Source organism: Geodermatophilus sp. SYSU D01036 (genome assembly GCF_054050435.1).
Genome location: NZ_JBJGZJ010000020.1, coordinates 20,906 through 38,076, shown reverse-complemented (window position 1 = coordinate 38,076; position 17,171 = coordinate 20,906). Strand labels below are relative to the sequence as shown.

General features: G+C 70.1%; 12 protein-coding genes and 1 pseudogene. 9 read left to right on the top strand and 4 right to left on the bottom strand.

From position 1 onward, the window contains the following. Nucleotides 1–436: 436 nt before the first annotated feature. Both mobF and ACI8AR_RS18010 read left to right on the top strand, forming a co-directional pair. The gene (gene mobF, locus ACI8AR_RS18015; protein WP_457052243.1) at nt 437–5,935 is read left to right on the top strand and encodes a MobF family relaxase; all 5,499 of its coding nucleotides are present in this window, start codon (nt 437–439) and stop codon (nt 5,933–5,935) included. A 205-nt stretch (nt 5,936–6,140) separates the two neighbouring features. Continuing rightward, nucleotides 6,141–7,802, top strand: coding sequence for an SIR2 family protein (locus ACI8AR_RS18010; RefSeq protein WP_457052216.1), 1,662 nt, complete (start codon nt 6,141–6,143; stop codon nt 7,800–7,802). A gap of 129 nt (nt 7,803–7,931) precedes the next feature. On the opposite strand, the gene ACI8AR_RS18005 is transcribed toward ACI8AR_RS18010, so the two are convergent. Beyond that, nucleotides 7,932–8,168: a hypothetical protein gene (locus ACI8AR_RS18005; protein WP_457052215.1), complete on the bottom strand. Its 237-nt coding sequence runs from the start codon at nt 8,166–8,168 to the stop codon at nt 7,932–7,934. Between the two features lie 237 nt (nt 8,169–8,405). Here ACI8AR_RS18005 and ACI8AR_RS18000 point away from each other — a divergent pair, with 237 nt between their 5' ends. From ACI8AR_RS18000 to ACI8AR_RS17990, 3 genes are all read left to right on the top strand, one after another. Then, nucleotides 8,406–8,591: a hypothetical protein gene (locus tag ACI8AR_RS18000; RefSeq protein ID WP_457052214.1), complete on the top strand. Its 186-nt coding sequence runs from the start codon at nt 8,406–8,408 to the stop codon at nt 8,589–8,591. A gap of 211 nt (nt 8,592–8,802) precedes the next feature. After that, nucleotides 8,803–9,000: an excisionase family DNA-binding protein gene (locus tag ACI8AR_RS17995; protein WP_457052213.1), complete on the top strand. Its 198-nt coding sequence runs from the start codon at nt 8,803–8,805 to the stop codon at nt 8,998–9,000. Nucleotides 9,001–9,293: 293 nt separating this feature from the next. Next, entirely contained in the window at nt 9,294–10,289 is a 996-nt protein-coding gene (locus tag ACI8AR_RS17990) for a site-specific integrase (RefSeq protein WP_457052212.1), read from the top strand. 177 nt (nt 10,290–10,466) lie between these two features. On the opposite strand, the gene ACI8AR_RS17985 is transcribed toward ACI8AR_RS17990, so the two are convergent. After that, nucleotides 10,467–11,387, bottom strand: a complete 921-nt coding sequence (locus ACI8AR_RS17985; protein WP_457052211.1) for a restriction endonuclease — start codon at nt 11,385–11,387, stop codon at nt 10,467–10,469. Nucleotides 11,388–11,919: 532 nt separating this feature from the next. On the opposite strand from ACI8AR_RS17985, the gene ACI8AR_RS17980 reads away from it, so the two are divergent. After that, nucleotides 11,920–12,276 carry a type I restriction enzyme endonuclease domain-containing protein gene (locus tag ACI8AR_RS17980; protein WP_457052210.1) on the top strand — a complete coding sequence of 119 codons (357 nt, stop codon included), beginning with the start codon at nt 11,920–11,922 and terminating at the stop codon, nt 12,274–12,276. Beyond that, nucleotides 12,273–13,523, top strand: coding sequence for a hypothetical protein (locus ACI8AR_RS17975; RefSeq protein WP_457052209.1), 1,251 nt, complete (start codon nt 12,273–12,275; stop codon nt 13,521–13,523). Before ACI8AR_RS17980 ends, ACI8AR_RS17975 begins: the two co-directional genes overlap by 4 nt. A gap of 687 nt (nt 13,524–14,210) precedes the next feature. On the opposite strand, the gene ACI8AR_RS17970 is transcribed toward ACI8AR_RS17975, so the two are convergent. Both ACI8AR_RS17970 and ACI8AR_RS17965 read right to left on the bottom strand, forming a co-directional pair. Continuing rightward, nucleotides 14,211–14,942 (bottom strand): hypothetical protein, encoded by a 732-nt coding sequence (locus tag ACI8AR_RS17970; RefSeq protein WP_457052208.1) that lies wholly within the window; start codon nt 14,940–14,942, stop codon nt 14,211–14,213. A gap of 122 nt (nt 14,943–15,064) precedes the next feature. Beyond that, nucleotides 15,065–15,232: pseudogene (locus ACI8AR_RS17965) on the bottom strand (IS5/IS1182 family transposase); the annotation flags it as partial. Here ACI8AR_RS17965 and ACI8AR_RS17960 point away from each other — a divergent pair. Next, a complete protein-coding gene (locus tag ACI8AR_RS17960; protein WP_457052207.1) occupies nt 15,204–15,701 on the top strand; it encodes a hypothetical protein in 498 nt (165 codons plus the stop codon). The pseudogene ACI8AR_RS17965 and the gene ACI8AR_RS17960 sit on opposite strands and share 29 nt — an antisense overlap. Before the next feature lie 1,050 nt (nt 15,702–16,751). Next, nucleotides 16,752–17,045: a hypothetical protein gene (locus ACI8AR_RS17955; protein ID WP_457052206.1), complete on the top strand. Its 294-nt coding sequence runs from the start codon at nt 16,752–16,754 to the stop codon at nt 17,043–17,045. Nucleotides 17,046–17,171 lie beyond the last annotated feature (126 nt).

Genomic DNA, 17,171 nt, shown 5'->3' with positions numbered 1-17,171 from the left:
TCGGCGGGACTCAGTCCCCGGCTCGGAGTCCACAAGCGCCGCCGCGTCTTCCTAGAGATTTCAAGATCGATGACCGTCACACCTCATGCACTGTCGGGTTGACCGCCAGGTCGACTCGCACCTGAGGTGACGGGCAAGCAATCGGCTGACGCCGACCTGCACTCTCCCTCTGGACGGTTGCCTTGAGGATTGAGGCTCGCGCCTACGTCGTGATGAAGGGCGGCGCGGCTCCTTCCGAGCGTCCTCGGGCCGGGCCGTTCAGCAGCCAAGCGGCCAGCTCCTTCGAGCCTTCCCTGGCGGACGGTCGAGGCCTGCGTCGCTGCTGGGGTGAACCGCGTTGAGACCCGTGGCAAGGCCACTCGACGACAGAGGCCGCCGGGACTGGAGACGCACGCGGTCGAGACTGGAGATCGCGTTCCTAGCGTCCGCGGCTGTGATGTCGCTGCACAAGCTGACGGCGGGTGACGGGTACACCTACCTGACGCGACAGGTGGCGGCGATGGATGCCACCGAGCGCGGCCTAGTCGGCCTCGGTGACTACTACTCCCAGCGCGGTGAGTCCCCTGGCGTCTGGGCCGGGAGAGGCCTGGCCGGCCTGGCCGGTGTGGATGCCGGGCAGCCGGTCGGCGAGGCGCAGATGAAGGCGCTGTTCGGCAAGGGGCGCCATCCCGACGCCGAGCGGCTGCAGCGGGAGGCCTGCACGGCCGGGCGGACCCCGGAGCAGGCCCGCGCCGTGGGCGCCCTCGGCCTGCCGTTCCTGCTCTTCCCCACGGCCGCCGACGGCTTCCGGGCGCGCTGCGCTGCCGAGTTCGCCGCCGCCAACGCGGCGGCCGGGCGACCGTGCGACGCGCCGCTGGCCGAGCGGGAGCGGGCCCGCATCCGCGCCGAGGTGGCGCGCGGCATGTTCACCGACGTCCACGGCCGCCTACCGGCCGACGCCCGGGAGCTCTCCGGGTTCATCGCCCGTGCCTCCCGGCCGACGACGAGCGCGGTGGCCGGCTATGACCTGACCTTCTCGCCGGTGAAGTCGGTCTCGGCGCTGTGGGCGCTGGCACCTCGGGAGGTCGCTAAGCGGATCGAAGCCGCCCACGCCGCCGCGGTTGCCGACACGCTGGCCTGGCTCGAGCGGCACGCGGTCTTCACGAGGCTCGGCGCCGGTGGGGTCCGGCAGGTGGAGACCCGCGGCCTGATCGCGGCGGTGTTTACCCACCGCGACTCACGCGCGGGTGACCCGGATCTGCACACCCACGTGGCGGTGAGCAACAAGGTGAAAACCGCCGACGGACGGTGGCGGGCGCTGGACGGGCGGGTGCTGTACAAGGCCAACGTCGCGGCCTCGGAGCACTACAACACCCGGCTGGAGGCTCACCTGGTGGCCGGGCTCCGGGTGCGCTTCACCGAGCGTCCTGGCCGAGACGCTGGCAAGCGGCCGGTGCGCGAGATCGTCGACGTCGACTCCCGGTTGTTGGACGCCTGGTCCTCCCGGCGACGGGCAATCGACGTCCGCCGAGGAGAGCTGGCCACCAACTTCCAGGCCGAGCACGGCCGGCCACCCATGGCGCCTGAGGCGATCGCGCTGGCTCAGCAGGCAACGCTGGAAACCCGGGAGGCGAAGCACGAGCCGCGCTCGCTGGCTGAGCAGCGCGCGGCCTGGCGGCGGCAGGCCCTGGCCGTGCTCGGCGGCGTTGCGGAGCTGGCCGGAATGCTCGACCACGTGGTGCGCGGTCGGCCGCCGCTACGCGCGCCGGGGATCAGCGAGGCCTGGGTCCGATCGGCGGCGCTGCGAGTGCTTTACACGGTGAGTGCGCAGCGGGCGAGCTGGCAGTTCTGGCACGTGCGCGCCGAAGCTGAGCGGGTGGTGCGCGCCGCCGACCTCTCCCCCGCCGACGTCGACCGTGCGGTGTCCCGGGTGACCGAGACGGCCCTGTCCCCGGCGATGTCGGTGCCGTTGGACGTCCCGCATCCGGTGGCCGAGCCTCCCGAGCTGCGCCGCTCGGACGGCGCCAGCGTCTACACCGTCGCCGGCGGTCGGCTCTACACCAGCCGGGCGGTACTGGACGCCGAGGTCCTACTGCTGGCGGCCGCCGGGCGCAGCGGCGGCCGCCGCACCGATGCGTCCGTCGTCGAGCTGGCGCTGCTGGAGGCCACCACCAACGGCACCGAGCTCAATCCCGGGCAAGCGCAGCTGGTCCGCGCCCTCGCCGGCAGCGGCGCCCGGCTGCAGCTGGCCATCGCCCCGGCCGGCGCCGGGAAGACCACCGCGCTGGCGACGCTGGCCCGCGCCTGGATCGCCGACGGCGGGACAGTGCTCGGGCTGGCTCCGTCCGCGGTCGCCGCGGTGACGCTGCGGTCTTCCCTGGTTGGCCGCTGCGACACCCTGGCCAAGCTGGTGTGGTCTATCGACGCAACAGAGCCGCCCAACTGGGTGGCCGAGATTGGGCCGAGCACGCTGGTCGTCGTCGACGAGGCCGGTATGGCCGGCACCGTGGAGCTGGCCCGCGCCGTCGCCTACGTCCTGGGCCGAGGCGGCAGCGTCCGGCTGGTCGGCGACCCGCAACAGCTGACCGCGGTCGCCGCCGGCGGGGTGCTGGGCGAGATCGCCGCCACGCACGGCGCGGTCACGCTCACCCAGCTGGTGCGCTTCACCGACCCGGCCGAGGCCGCGGCCACCGTCGCCCTCCGCGACGGCGACACCACCGGGCTGGGCTTCTACCTCGACACCGGCCGGGTGCACGTCGGTGACCTGGCCTCCTGCGCCGAGCAGGCCTATGCCGCGTGGGCGGCCGACCGCGCCGCTGGCAAGGACGCACTGTTGCTGGCGGCCACGCGCGAGGTCGTGGCGCGGCTGAACGAGCGGGCTCGCGCCGACCGGCTGGCCCACTCCCCCGGCCCACCGGGCCCCGAGGTCGTTCTCGCCGACGGCACCCGCGCGGGTGCGGGTGACGCCGTGATCACCCGCCGCAACGACCGGACCCTGCCGCTCGGTGTCACCGACTGGGTGAAGAACGGTGACCGCTTCACCGTGCGGGCCGTCGGCGGCGACGGCGCCCTCGACGTCGTCCACACCGGCACCGGCCGGCGCCTCACCCTGCCAGCGACCTACGTCCGGGAACACGTGCAGCTGGGCTACGCGGCCACCGTGCACGGCGCCCAGGGCGTCACCGCCGACACCTGCCACACCGTGCTGACCGGGGCCGAGGGTCGGCAGCTGCTCTACGTCGCGCTATCCCGCGGCCGCGACGCTAACCACGTCTACCTCGCCACCGTCGGGGACGGCGACCCGCACAGCATCGTCACCCCTGCCGCGGTGTCCCCGCCGACCGCGACCGACCTGCTGCTGGCCATGCTGGCCCGCGACGACGCGCAGACCTCCGCGGCCGGCGCCCGCCGGGAGCTGGCCAACCCGGCCGGGCAGCTGCACGCCGCCGCGGTCCGCTACGCCGACGCGCTGCGCGTCGCCGCCGAACACCGCCTCGAACCGGGCACTGCAGAACGACTGGAGAACGCCGCCGACACTCTCCGGCCCGGGCTGACCGCCTCGCCGGCCTGGCCGACCCTGCGCGGGCACCTGGCGCTGCTCGCCCTCGCCGGCACCGACCCCAGCGCCGCGCTGACCCGTGTCGCCGGCATGCGAGAACTGGACGGCGCCGCCGATCCCGCCGCCGTTCTGGACTGGCGGCTGCCCGCCACCGGCCCGCTCGGTCCGCTGCCGTGGCTGCCTGCCGTCCCCGCCGCACTGGCCGACGATCCGCACTGGGGCCCCTACCTCGCCGCGCGCGCCACCCACCTCACCGGCTGCGCGGCCCGGGTAACCGCCACCGCCGCGACCATGACCCCGACCACCGCGCCCGGTTGGGCCCGCTCCCTACTGGCACACAACGGGGCCTGCCTGCGCGCGGACCTCGCCGTCTGGCGGTCCGCCCTCGGCGTTCCGGACGAGGACCGGCGACCCACCGGCCCGCCGCGGTTCCCGACCGCCGAACGCCACCACCAGGCCCGGCTGGAACAGGCCCTCGCCGTCACCCCCAACGCGGGCCGGTCGGTGTGGGCGGCGCTGGCCGACAGCCACGACCCGCGCATCCGCCGCGACACTCACTGGCCGGCCCTGGCCGAGCGGTTGGCCGCCGCCGACCGCGCCGGGTTGGATGCCGCGGGCCTGCTGGCCGCCGTCGCCGCTCAGCGACCGCTGCCCGACGACCTGCCCGCCGCCGCTTTGTGGTGGCGGCTCGCGCCCCACCTGAATCTAGCGACCGCGCCCACCACCGGCCCCGACGCCGGAGCGCTGCGCCCGGACTGGTGCGCCGTCCTCCTCGGGCTCCTGCCCCCCGAGCACACCCACCGCGTGCTCACCGCCCCGGCCTGGCCGGCGCTGGTCGCCGCGGTCACCACCGGCATCCGCGCCGGCTGGGCCCCCGCCGACCTGCTCGGCGCCGCCATCACCGGCCTGCCTGCGAAGGAGCACGCAGACTTAACCGGCGATGCGATTGCGGAGAGGCTGGTGTTCCGCGTCGCCGCGCTCACCGACCGCGCACCCGTCGACGTCCCCGAGCCGCTGCCGGCCGACCTGCAGCCCCCCGACGACGCCCACCTGCGTCCCCCGGCCGAGGACGACGCGGCCTTCGTTGTCTCCGACCATCCGGACCTGAGCGGTGCGGACGAGGCGTTCCCCGTCCTTGACGACGACGAGTCGCCGCCCACCAGCCCGCGGTACCTCACCCCGGACCCTCTCGCCCTCGGCCAGCCGGCCGCCGACGACGCGGACTACCTGCTCGAGCCGCATTTCTGGGCCACCGCCGTCGTCGGCCGCGACCGGCTCATCACGCTCAACGCCCAGGCCGCCGCCTTCTTCACCGACCACTACCCCGGCTCCTGGGCGCCGGGCTACCTGCGTGACCGGCTGGGCACCGACCTCACCACCGACCAGCGACATACCCCCGGCTACGCCCCCGTCGGCTGGGCCGCCCTCGTCGACCATCTGCGCGGCCGCGGCGCCACCGAGGAGGAGCTGCTCGCCGCCGGCCTCGCTCAGCGCGCCCGCACCGGCGCGCTGATCGACCGATTCCGCGACCGGCTCACCTTCCCCATTCAAGACCAGGACGGCGCGATCGTCGGCTACATCGCCCGCCGTAACCCCATCACACCGAATGACGGACGGGCCGGGCCCAAGTACCTCAACACTCCGGCCACCGACCTGTACCGCAAGGGCGAGCACCTCTTCGGGCTCCACGAGACCCGAGCCGCGCTCGGCGCCGGAGCAACCCCGGCCCTCGTCGAGGGACCACTGGACGCGATCGCCCTCACCTTGGCCGGTGCTGGGCACACCGTCGGCGTCGCCACGCTCGGCACCGCCCTCACCGGCAGGCAAGCCGATCTGCTCGGCCCCTACATCCGTCTCAACGGTCCCGGCATTCTCGTGGCCACCGACAACGATCCCGCCGGGCAGCGGGCCGCGGAGCGCAGCTACTGGCAGCTCACTGCCCGGGGCGACGGCCCGCGCCGACTCGCCCTTCCTGACTGGCTGGATCCCGCCGATCTGCTGCATCGGGATGGCGCCACCGCGCTGCGGACGGCCATCGACGCCTCGGGCAGCCTCGCCGACACCCTGCTCGACGCGCGCCCCACCGCCGTCCTCCGCGACGACAGGATTCCAGCTATCCATGCAGTCCTGCGAGACGCGGGCGCCGTCATCGCCGCGCTGCCACCGGGCCGATGGCTAACCCACATAGACCGCGTCACCGAGGTCCTCGGCATGCCGCCGGGCACTGTCCACAAGGCCGTGCTCGACACCTACTCGATCACCCCCGCACCCCGCAGGACCACGAACGCTCCTCAACAAACGTCCCGGTTAACACCCTCAAGCGAGGACCGTCACCGGACGGGTCAAATGGGACGGCCGTCGCATGAAGCTCCGCCTGACCTGCACCAATCCCGGTAGGGGTTCGGCTGGCGGGACGGTCAGATAGGTGACGGCGGCGGCGCCGCGGACTGTCCCAGAGCGGCCCACTAGCGGACAACGCCTTGTGTGCCCTGTCAGCCGCCATGGGTACCGAGCTAGACGACCTCACCTTGATTGGGGGACTGAGCGGCCGCGCCCTCACGTTTGCCCTCCGACGTGCCCATGGCCCACCTGGCGACACGCCGTGACCGCCGACCATGTGGCCAGTTGGCCCACCCTCGGCTACGACTTATGGGTGCCACCCCGTTCCCTCATCAGTTATCTTCCGCGACCGCTGCTCGATGACCTTGTCTCGGGCAGGTGGTTGCCCATCATCGGTGCAGGCATGAGCCGAAATGCCGTTCTGCCTGGCGTCACCGGAGGACTTCCAGACTGGAAGGGGTTGGCGAAGGAGATCGAGAAGGAGCTGCCCCCGGAGTACATAGGTGACACGCCAATCGAGAATCTGTCCGCCTATGAGCACGCCTACGGCCGGGCGAAGCTCATCCAGCGTGTAATGAAGGCGCTTCGCGTACGAGACGCGTCTCCGGGCCGAGTGCACGAGGCTTTCTGCAACATCCCGTTCGACGCCGTCGTCACGACGAACGTCGAGCAACTCCTTGAATCCGCTTATCGAGCCCACCATGGGGACGTACTAGCGATTACCGAGGAACAACAACTGCGCTTGTCCAACCCGTATGACACTCCAACCCTGCTGAAATTGCACGGCGACCTGCATCACCCGAGCAGTCTTGTCTTGACCGAACGGGATTATGATGAGTTCGCCATCCGAAATCCATTGTTCGTGACGTGGCTGGCTCACCAGTTGATCGTTAGGACCGGGGTGCTTATCGGGTACAGCCTCGAGGACGCCGACTTTCGTCAGGTGCTGTCAATCATACGCAGTCGCCTCGGCAATGCGTCGCTAGATCTTTATGTCATTGAGGTTGGCGCCGATCCAGCGAAGGTGGATAGGTTCTCCCGAAGAGGTGTGCGGGTGATCAATCTTCCGCACGGGCGCGCGGGGTACGGGGTTCTAGCGAATCTCTTCGATGAACTCTACGAATACTGGAAACTTAATCTGCCGACCCGCCTGCAAGGCGCTACAGCGCCTGTTCGCGCACTACTGCGCGCAGGGCGTCGAACTGACTCCACGGTGTTGTTCCTAGTCCCAGACAGCATGATGGGAATTTACGACGACTTCGTATTTCCCAAGGTTGCCGACGAAGGTCTACTGCCTATCACGAGGCAGGATGTAACTCATCCTAGCGGATATCGGGTCGCGTCGACAGACGCATTGCTAGGCATATCCGGTCAGGTTGTCGTGCATACTGATCAACCGACTGACCCGCTTCTGCAAAAGGCGCTAGCGGCCGTTGGACATGGCGATGTACTTGTCGTTGGGAAACTGTTGCGCAAACTGGGTTTCAAGGTCCTCTCGCCACCTGAGCCCCACGATCTCGAGGCTTGGGACGCCTTTGGCGCCCATCTCGCGGGCCAGCTTCGGTCAGAAGAGTCACGGATAGATGAGGAGTTGTCTACGGATGACACCAGTCCACGGGACCTTAGGAGTACTGCGATTCTGGCTGTCGTTGAGCTGGAACGAATCCTGCGTGCAACCTCTCCCAACGCTACCTTCAACACTCCAGCCGCGAGAGGCGGCAGGACTAAGGCAGCAACCCTGCGGCAACTACTCCAATACGCCCAGGGGCGCATTGAACTAGCCTTGTCGCCTGTGGACATTGATTTCCTAGTGGACTGCCGTAATCGACTGTTACATGGCATAGCAATCGACGATCTAGATGCGCTTCAACGGTGCATAAAGCTCTCGAACGCACTCATTGAATCCCTGAGGGAGGCGCTCTGAAGCCGCCTTCAGGGACGCGCGTTCATGAGCCTGCGTTTGCCATCGCCGGAGAGAGATCGGCTATCGGGACGGCGCTTCCGACGCCACCTGCTGCGGCGACCTCATCGCGGTGGTATGGAGATAGATCGCCTAGGAGCGATCAAGCAGGCGCTCGGCTGCGCCTGGTGCCCGCACTTCCCGGTTGCGCCGGTCGGCCCGGTGCGGTCGCACCGCCGGGCCGTTGCTGACGGCGCGGTGTAGTGCATAGGTCGGTTTGGTGGACAGGTCCGCGGCCCCGTCGACGACTCCTCGGATGCGGTCGAGGTTGGCGCCGCTGGCTCGTACGTGTCGTGCGGCGATCACCACCACGATCCGGTCCTCGGGCATGGTTTCTATGCGTGACAGGTCGCGGGCAGGGGGCGTGGAGCCGTCCGGTACGCGACCAGCGGTCGACGGCCGCGGCCAGGTGGTCGCCGAGGACGGGCGGCTGAGCGGTGACCTGGCGGACTCTGTCGGCGACAGCGCCAGATCGCGGCGGCCGCGCAGCGCCTCGGTGTCGGCGCGGGACCCAACCTCGCCGGGGTGCCCGCTTCATCCTCGCCCCTGCAGAGCTCCCCGCTGCTGGTGACCGGGCTCGCCTGGCAGCTGGCCGGCCGCACCAGCATGGCCTTCCACGACGATCACCGCGTCGATGCCGGCGAACCGCGGGGCGTCGTTGCATGGGCGGAGCCGCCAGAAGCTGGAGACGAACTGGAGGACGGTGTGCTGGGCGACGCCGGCAACCACGCCGTGGCTATCGAGACTGCATGAGTCGTCACGGCGAACCACGGAGCCGGGGTCCCCGGGACTGCAGTTTGACCGGAGCCGTCCGCCCGAGGCTCTCGGCCATGAGACCTGCCGCCCCTCACCGGCCGCGGCGTCCGCCGTGCCGCCCGGCCGTTGACACCGGCTACCGCCTCAGCGGACGACCCGTCCCCAATCGGCAGGTCGGCGCCCAATGACCGCGACGACATCAAAACGCGTGGCCTTAGACGATCAGAGTGATCCGCTCCTGACCGTCGCCCAAGCCGGGGACTACCTGGGCACCGGGGAGCGGTTCGTCCGCCGGCTGATCGCCCAACGGCGGATCACCTACGTCAAGCTCGGCAAGTACGTCAGGTTGCAGCGATCCACCCTCGACGACTTCATCGAGGCCGGACGTGTCGTCAGCGAGGGATAGCCTGGCGGCAGGGCTCCCGGAGAAAGTCAAGTCCTCCGCCTAAGGCCGCGGAATAACGTGCGCTGAACGGCGTCGACGCAATCGACACTGCTGGCAGTAGCGCGAATCTCATCGGCACCGGAAGGCGCTAGGAGGTCGTCATGGGTCGACGGGCGTGGGGCACGGTTCGCAGGCTTCCCTCAGGGCGCTACCAAGCCCGCTACCGGGGTGGCTCAGGCAGGTAAGTCACGGCACCGTTCACGTTCGCAACCAAAGCTGACGGCGATCGGTGGCTCGCCAAGACGCAGACCGAGATGGACTCGGGCCGCTGGATCGACCCGAAGGCAGGCAAGGAGACGCTCGCGGCTTATGCCGAGCGCTGGGTAGAGACCCGCCTCGTCGGTGGCCGACCGCTGGCGCCTCGCACGGCTGAGCTCTCCCGGGCACAGCTCAAGAACCACATCGTGCCGGCCATGGGATCGACGCCACTCCGCCAGCTTGAGGCGTCCACCGTCCGGGCTTGGTACGGCAGGCTCAGCGGCCCCAGCGGGCCGGGCCAGGTCACGGCGGCCAAGTGCTACCGGCTTCTGCGTGCCATCTGCACTACGGCCGTGGACGACAACCTAATCGCTCGGAACCCTTGCTCCATCCGTGGGGCAGGGCAGGAACGGTCCAGCGAGCGGCCGATGTTCACGCTCGGACAGATCCAGGCACTGGTCGATGCCGTCGAGGACCGGTGGCGAGCGTTGATCCTCCTGGCTGCCTGGACGGGCCTCCGCATCGGTGAGCTGTCCGCCCTACGCCGGGAGAACCTTGACCTTGAGGCAGGCACGGTGAGCGTGAAGAGCGCCGTTGTCGACGTGGTGGGGAAGGGACGCTCCTACGGCCCGCCGAAGTCGGCCGCTGGCCGCCGCGCCGTGGCCATCCCACCGCACATCATCGGCGACCTGAAGCACCACCTTGCGATGTACGCCCAGCCAGGTGCGCAAGGGCTGATCTTTGTGGGGCCGAAGGGCGGACCAGTCCGGCGCAACAACTTCTCCTCACAGGTGTGGGCTCCAGCCGCGGAGGCAGCCGGACTCCCAGCCGGCTCTCATCTGCACGACCTGCGCGGCTGGGGCGCCACCATCGCCGCCCGGCATGGAGCCACCACTCGGGAGCTGATGCACCGGCTCGGGCACGCCTCCCCCGCCGCGGCGCTGCGCTACCAGCGCGCTGAACAAGAACGAGATGCCGCCCTCGCCGCCGCCATGAGCGCAGCACTGAAGCAATTGGAAGGTGCGGACTCGGCCCGACCAGCGTCTGGCTAGGCGTACCGCCGCGGGAGTCCGTCACGGACGGGTTCTGCAAGACACCTACTACAGCCGAAGAAATGTCCTGCGCCTCCTCGATACGAACGGCGTCCCGCGCAAGCAGCCGAGCCTTCAGGCGACAGACCACACCGTGGTCCGGAATGCCTTTACTCCACAGCGCCGCCCGTCGACCCGCTACTCCTTGAGCGCCATGGTGCGCGCTGCTCGATTCACCGGCCGCACCGTGCGGGGCAGCCGCACCGTGAATAGGGCAATTTGGTGCTCGTCCGCGAACGCCGATGCCTGAGCCGAGTAGCCGGCGTAGGCAAAGCAGACGGCCGCCCGCCCGCCAGCAGCTCCTTGCAGCTGCTGCAGCACCGGCCGGCCGACCGGCTTGGTGGTGTACTTCACCTGCGCCACTGCGAACCGTGCCACCACGTCCAACCCACCATCCGCACCGGCGGTCGTCACGGCGGCATCGGCGAAGCCAAACTGCCGCAGGGCGGCCGCCGCCAGGCGCTCCGCTTGCTGCCAGTCACCGGCCGTCGGCTGGCTCGGGCTATTGCCGCCGGCCGAGCCGCGGTCGCCCCACCAGAAGCGGTGCCGTTCGGCCGGAGGCAGCCGATCGGCCCAGGCCTGCACCGCCGCGAACTGGGCTGCGCTGCACTCCTTGGAGGCGTTGAAGTAGGTCGACATGCGCACTTCCTGGGCACGCCGCCAAGCGAAGTAGGGCTCACCGGGGTCGCGCCGCGCTTCGATGGCCTCAACGAGAACGTCCCGCACGGCTGTGACCGCTTCGACCAACGCCGCGAAGCTGCTATCGCGGGCCAGGACGGCCGGATGGTCCGCCGGTAGGACGACGTTTAGCTCGGCAGCCGTCTCGTCGGGCTTGGCGTGGTCTCGGCGCCAGCGGACGAAACTGCCGCAGAGGACACGCTCCAGTTCGTTCAACGTCTTCAACTGGTTGGCTGGCGTCACGACTTCCCACCGGAAGCGCGATTCGTCGTCCCGCTGTTGCGGCAACGGAGCGGGCGGCGCCGCGAACGGCGCCGTGAACTCCGTAGGCCCGGTGACCTGCCAGAACTGCCAGCCGGGCGGCATGTCCGGCCAGGCCAACTCTGGCGTCCACCCGACCGGCGGCCGGAACCCTGCAGGACACGCCGGCCACTGCGGCGGGCTCAGCCAGACAAGCTGCAGGCCAGGCGCCCCCGGGATGTCCGACGCCGCGTCTCGGTATGCCATCCACTCCCCCGTGGTCGCTGTCCCGTCCTTCTTAGCCGAAGCGGCAGCGCACCGCCGCCGCCCGCCCACCCAGCTTCTGCTGCGCGACGCGTCGTCCGCTGAAGGCCGGCGAGCCATGATCTGCAGACCGGCCCTACAGCATTCGAAGCGACGGAGTGAGCGATCATCCGACTGGTCCGGCGTCGCTGCGGGAGGCGACGCGAGCATTACCCACGGCACATACATGGTGCACGTCGACCCCACGAAGTGGAGAGCGTCGATGCCGCCGAACCGATCCGGCCCGAGCCGTCGAGGTCCTGCGATGAGGGGATCTCGTGATGCTGAGGCATTAGAAGGCACAGCGCCGGGCGAGTAGCTTCTGAAAGGCCTGGAGAAGCGTGAGAAGCCTTTGCCTTCCAGGCTGACTGTGCGGGTTCGATTCCTGTCACCCGCGCGACCGCGGTGTCGTGGGACATCGTTCACCTGGTGTCCCGAGACATGCGCTCGGGGGCACGCGGTACCGCCATGGCTCCCATCCCCCCGGCGAACAGAAGCCTCCAGAAGTGCCGGCGCGGGACGGTCTAGGATCGCTCACGATCTCGTCGGCATCATCCGGCGTAACGCGACGGTCGACCGGGACAAGAAGGAACGGGTGCGGGCGTCCCTGCGCGGGCACATCCGGCGGCGCCCACGAAGTACCGCTACCCCGCCGGACAAGCAGGAGTTGGAGATCGTCCTGGTGATGCAGCAGGCCGAGATCCTCCCAGCGGGGGTCGCGGCATGACCTCCGACTCGCGGGCCTCGACTTCGGTGGTGCGGTGGTCAGCCGCGGGCATGAGCGGCGAGATCGCGCAAGGCTGCCAGCAGCTGCTCGCCGCCGAGGCAGCACGTCGACCCACGGAAACGATCCCCGAGGCGTTGGTGTGGGCCCTGGCGTGGAGCCTGACCGAGCTGCCGTTCGAGCAGGCGGCGCGTTGGTGTGACCTTCCCGTGCCGCTCGCTGACCTCCCAGTCGCAGCGGCGGTCGCCACCCGCCACGGTGTCGCACCCTGGCTCATCGAGGCGTGGGTCGAACTCGGCGTGCGGCCCACCGTCGGCGACATCCCCGTCATCGGGGAGCTGAAGCAGGCGGGATGGGGCACGTCCGCTTTGGACCTCGTCGCAACGGCAGGTTCCTTCGACGCATCCCGGGCCGGCGAGCTGCTTGCCCGGCTTCTGGTCCTGCCCCCGGCCGCGGTTCTCGACGGCATCCGGTGCGGGCTCGATCTGCCCGCTGCGGTCGAGCTCGCGGAGTATGCCGAAGCAGGCGGCGCCACGGGGCAGCTTCTGAACCGCCTCTTGCGCGGCCGGGTCGTCTCCGAGGAGCTGGGAGCGCGGATCAACGTAGCGATCACCGACATCGGCGACGCCATGCCGACCGGACTGTGGGCCACGCCCGCCGAACCCGACGCACGCGTGACCCGCTCAATGCACGCCAGCCTGCCGAAGGTCCTCTGGGCGGAGTTCCTATCCGCCGACGAGGAGCACCCCGGGCCACCGGAGGTCGACGAAGCGAACGGCGGCAACACTGACGCCTGGTCGCGGGACGACGACACCTGGACGCTGATCGAGCCTCCGGAGGACCGCGCGGTAGAGCCGACCATGAGGTGGAACACGGCCCACCGAGTCAACGCGCTACGCCGGTACCTCGCCAGCTACCTGCGCTTCCTCGAGCCGGGGGACTGGGTCGAGCTGTCGTGGCCGCCGGTGGGGAACCTCACCACGCCCGGCGACTGGAGCTACCGGGACCTAATCGAATGCGACGAGCACGGCACGAACTGGGACGACGACTGTGCCGAGTGTGAAGAGAACCGCGACGCCTGGATCCCCGAGGACGATCCGGTTTGCATCCACAGCGCGGCCAAGTGGGACTGGTACGTCGACGTGCAGACAATCCGAACCAACGACGATGGCTTTGAGGATGTCGCCGACTTCGATCGCTGGCTGATCATGACCACGACGATGGATCCACGCGAGGTGCGCTACCTGTAGGGGTGCGACAGACAGGGTCCGTACGCTCGAACTCGGGAATCCTGACCGCCGGCGCCCGCACACCACCGACCGGCCGCTCGACCCTTGAGGCAGCCGGAAGCACGACCGGCGGCCTGTAGCCAGCTGACCAGCGGAGAAGTACGGCAAGAACGGAGGGGATCGATCTGCGAGCATCCTCCGCTTCGGTGACCGGTACTGCGAGTGGCGCACCCGTTGACCGTGTCAGCGACGGGACGAGCGCCCTGTCCCGGCGTCGACACGCGTGCCGACGCCGCCCTGGTCGCCGCCGAGAGCCCTCCGGACGTCATCCCTGCAGGGTTCGGTGCAGCGTCAGGCCCTGGCCGCCCAAGGCTCGACCGCGGCCTCCAGTTGGTCACGCGTGAACGCAGAATCACCGTTCCTGGTCTCACCGCGACGCCCCTCCCCGAGCGGTGGGACGCCATGGATATGAAGTCCTTCAGAGTGCCCGAACGCGGCGCGTTGAGGCGGGACCCGCCTCAATAGAGGCAGACGAAGCCCGGCCACACCGGGGTCCACGCAGTGCCCGCGCGGACTCCAGCTCCGCAGCGAGCTCTTGGAGTTCCAAGAGCCGAAAGGGGAAGCTCAGGCCGGTCGCGAACGTCGTACGGAGGACCGCCGGTGCGGCCGTCCTTGCCCACGCACGGGGCCGGAGCTTTGGCTGGGTAATCAGGCAGCCCGTGGCAACCTGAGTACCTCGGCGACCCTGTCGTTGCACAACGGCACGTACTGCCCGTCGACGGTTCGCCCTCCCCCGAAGAGCTCCACGACACGACCCGACGTCCGGTCATCGAGCAGGGAAGAGTCTGCCGCGAGCGCTCGGTTCACGTAGTCCACGACGTCCGGAGCCGCCAGTTCGCCAAGGGCGTTCCGCAGTTTCGAGTGAGCATCGTCCTCGAGCTGAGCGCCCGAGAGTGCCCTGACGTTCTCGGCGATGACGGCGGCCGCCAGCATGATCTCCACAATGCGGCGCTGCGCCTCCGCACTGCTCATCTTCGTCCGATGCCCTTCGAGGGCGACCTCGACCTCGCTCGCGAACGCCGCGACCGACATCGAGGGCGCTACAGACGTGACGGCTTCGTCGCCACTTGCTACCGCTCGCGCGGGCTCGGCCGCCGTTGCCCCGCGGTTCTTCCACCAGCTCGTGAGGCTCGGCACCCCCTTGAGACCACCGACGGTCAGCAGGACGCCGACGCCGAGGCTGACGACCACCTTGAGAAGGCCGGAGTCACCCTCGTCCTCGTCCACGAGACCCCCGAAGACCGCCTGTGTCTCCAGCTTGTTCGTGTCGTCAGAACGCGCGAGCGGGCTGGTGCCACCGGCTGAGAAATGCGTACCAGCGGGTCGCCCAACCCACATCGGCTCCCACAGCAGGTCGGGGTCCAGGTCCTCGAAGGTCATTCTGCGACTGTAAGTGCGAGCGCTGAAGATCGATCGGAGGTCAGCGCCGTCGAGCCGCACCAACCGGCGGGGCGGTGCTCCGACCCCGTGCTCGGCCTCGGGTTCACTAAGAAGACGTTGCATTAGTTCGTCGGTAGGCGTCGGGCGCAGATGAGGGTGACCGCCAGGCGGACCAGCGCAGTGACCGTCGTGGCGGTGCGGTCATAGCGCAGGGCTAGGCGTTTGTAGGACAGTCCGGTCGTAGTCCTCTCCCGCGCCGCAGTGATCCCACGACCCTGGCGCGCGCTCGTGGCACCATTCACCACCACGATCTACGGCCTCGTCAGTGAAGTCGGCCTTGAACCGGGTGAGGACCCGGCGCCCAACAGCTGCGTGGTCAACATGGATCCGGTCGAGACCGTCTCTGTCGTGGTCCTCGTTGAGCGGCTCGGACGGTTGGCCGACATGCGGTTGGCAGATCTGCGAAGCCCTCGCCGTCGCGGTCGACTGTGCAGACTGACGCTGTCTCGGTGGAGGCGCACCCACGCGAACACCCTCGCGGAACTGGCTATCAGCCACCGTCCCGGCCACGACCGGCCCGGTGAGCCGCCCCCGACGGGCCAGGGACTAGCTCCTCTGGCCGGCGTGGGCAGCAAGGGCGCCGCCGACCGCAGCTGTCGATCCGCCGCTGAGCGAGCGACAGCGAGACGCCGCTGCTCCGGCCGGCCATTGGCACTGAGGCACGCGGAAGGCACGGCATGCGCCTGGCCTGGGCGCTGACCAGCAAACATGGCGCCTGGGGCTTCAAGCCTTCCAAGCTGGCCATGCGGGTTCGATTCCCGTCACCCGCTCCACGCGTTTCCGCAGGTCAACCGAACTGTCAGGCCCCCTGGAGAAGCTCTGGAGGAGCCTCCGAAGGGTCCGTTCGAACCCTTTCAGCACCCCTCTTTTCCGCTGCGTGGGTCATGAATGGGTCACGCCGTCCGCTTGAACCGCCTGGCGGAACGGCCTACCAGACCGCGATCCGAGCCCATGACCCACGTGGGTCACGAGCCGCTGGCGTCTGTGCGTGCGCACTGCTCGTTGTCTTCAGCTGGGCGCGCCGAGCGCCCGGCAGCGGGAGCAGCAGGTCTTCGCGTTGGCGCCCGTGGCCGACCCCGGGGCGGAGCGGCGCCGGACGGGGCAGAGCCGCCACGCCCGCACCACGAGGATTGCCGTGGCCCCGCGGGTGGGTACCCCTGAGGACCAGCGACGGGTCAGGTTCTCGCTTCACAGCGGAGGAGTCGCGGTATGGCTCAGGAGCGTCGTGCGGCCCCGGAGCGTCGTGCGGCGTCGCGGGCCACCAGTTCACAGCGCAGCCCCACTCGTGCCACGCGGACCGCCAGCTCGTCGCGGACCGGCACGGCCGCAGCCACGCGGCCGGCCACCAGTGCTGATCGGGCTGGGCCGAACCGTCGTGATTCCGAGCACGGTCGGGACGCTCGTGCGGTCACCGAACGACATGCCGGCACCGGCGCCCGCGTGGCGCAGCCGCCTCCCGAGCGCCGACGGCGCCCGGCGAGCGCCGAGGACCATCTGACCGGCGGCAGGCCCGAGGCGAGCCGCGAGGCCAGGGCATCCGGCGGACCGGCTTCCACCCACGACGGTGGCCGCACCGACGGCCGCACGCCGAGCACCGGCCGGCCACAGCCGCACCCCCGCCCCGCCCCCCGTCGCACGGGCACCACTCGGCAGTCTCGCGGCATCGGCACGATCCTCTCGGCGGAGCTGCGCCGCGCCCGTGCCGCGCTGGACGGGCTCGGCGCTCGTCCGGCGCGGGCAGTCCGGCGCATGGTCCGTCGGTGGTCATCCCGGATCGCCGCGGCCCTGCACGGCCTCGCCGGCCGCGGCGGCGGAACCCGGCGGGCCGCGTGGGCCGCCCTGCGCGCAGTCCTGACCGGCCACAACCCCGTGCTCGCGGCGATCAAGGCCTGGTTCGCCGCGCTGAGCACCCCGACGAAGATCCTGGTGATCGTGGGGCTGGTGCTGATCGCCCTGCTTGCGCCGCTGCTGCTGTTGCTCCTGCTGCTGGCCCTCGCCATCGCCGCCGTGATCATCGCCGTTCGGCCGCCGGCCACCACCTGAGCCTGGCTGGCTCATCCTCCCCGCCGCGGATCCGGCGGCTTCTCCTGACAGCCCGAGGCAACGACTCCCCAGGGCTGTGCGCCCCGCGCCGCCCTCGGCCTGCGCGGACATCTCCGGCCGACGACC

What these genes read in the sequence shown, in the direction of transcription:
- ACI8AR_RS18005 (WP_457052215.1), bottom strand. Translation starts at nt 8,168, where the DNA reads ATGCCCGAGGACCGGATCGTGGTGGTGATCGCCGCACGACACGTACGA.
- mobF (WP_457052243.1), top strand. Translation starts at nt 437, where the DNA reads ATGTCGCTGCACAAGCTGACGGCGGGTGACGGGTACACCTACCTGACG.
- ACI8AR_RS17990 (WP_457052212.1), top strand. Translation starts at nt 9,294, where the DNA reads ATGGACTCGGGCCGCTGGATCGACCCGAAGGCAGGCAAGGAGACGCTC.
- ACI8AR_RS17975 (WP_457052209.1), top strand. Translation starts at nt 12,273, where the DNA reads ATGACCTCCGACTCGCGGGCCTCGACTTCGGTGGTGCGGTGGTCAGCC.
- ACI8AR_RS17970 (WP_457052208.1), bottom strand. Translation starts at nt 14,942, where the DNA reads ATGACCTTCGAGGACCTGGACCCCGACCTGCTGTGGGAGCCGATGTGG.
- ACI8AR_RS17955 (WP_457052206.1), top strand. Translation starts at nt 16,752, where the DNA reads ATGGTCCGTCGGTGGTCATCCCGGATCGCCGCGGCCCTGCACGGCCTC.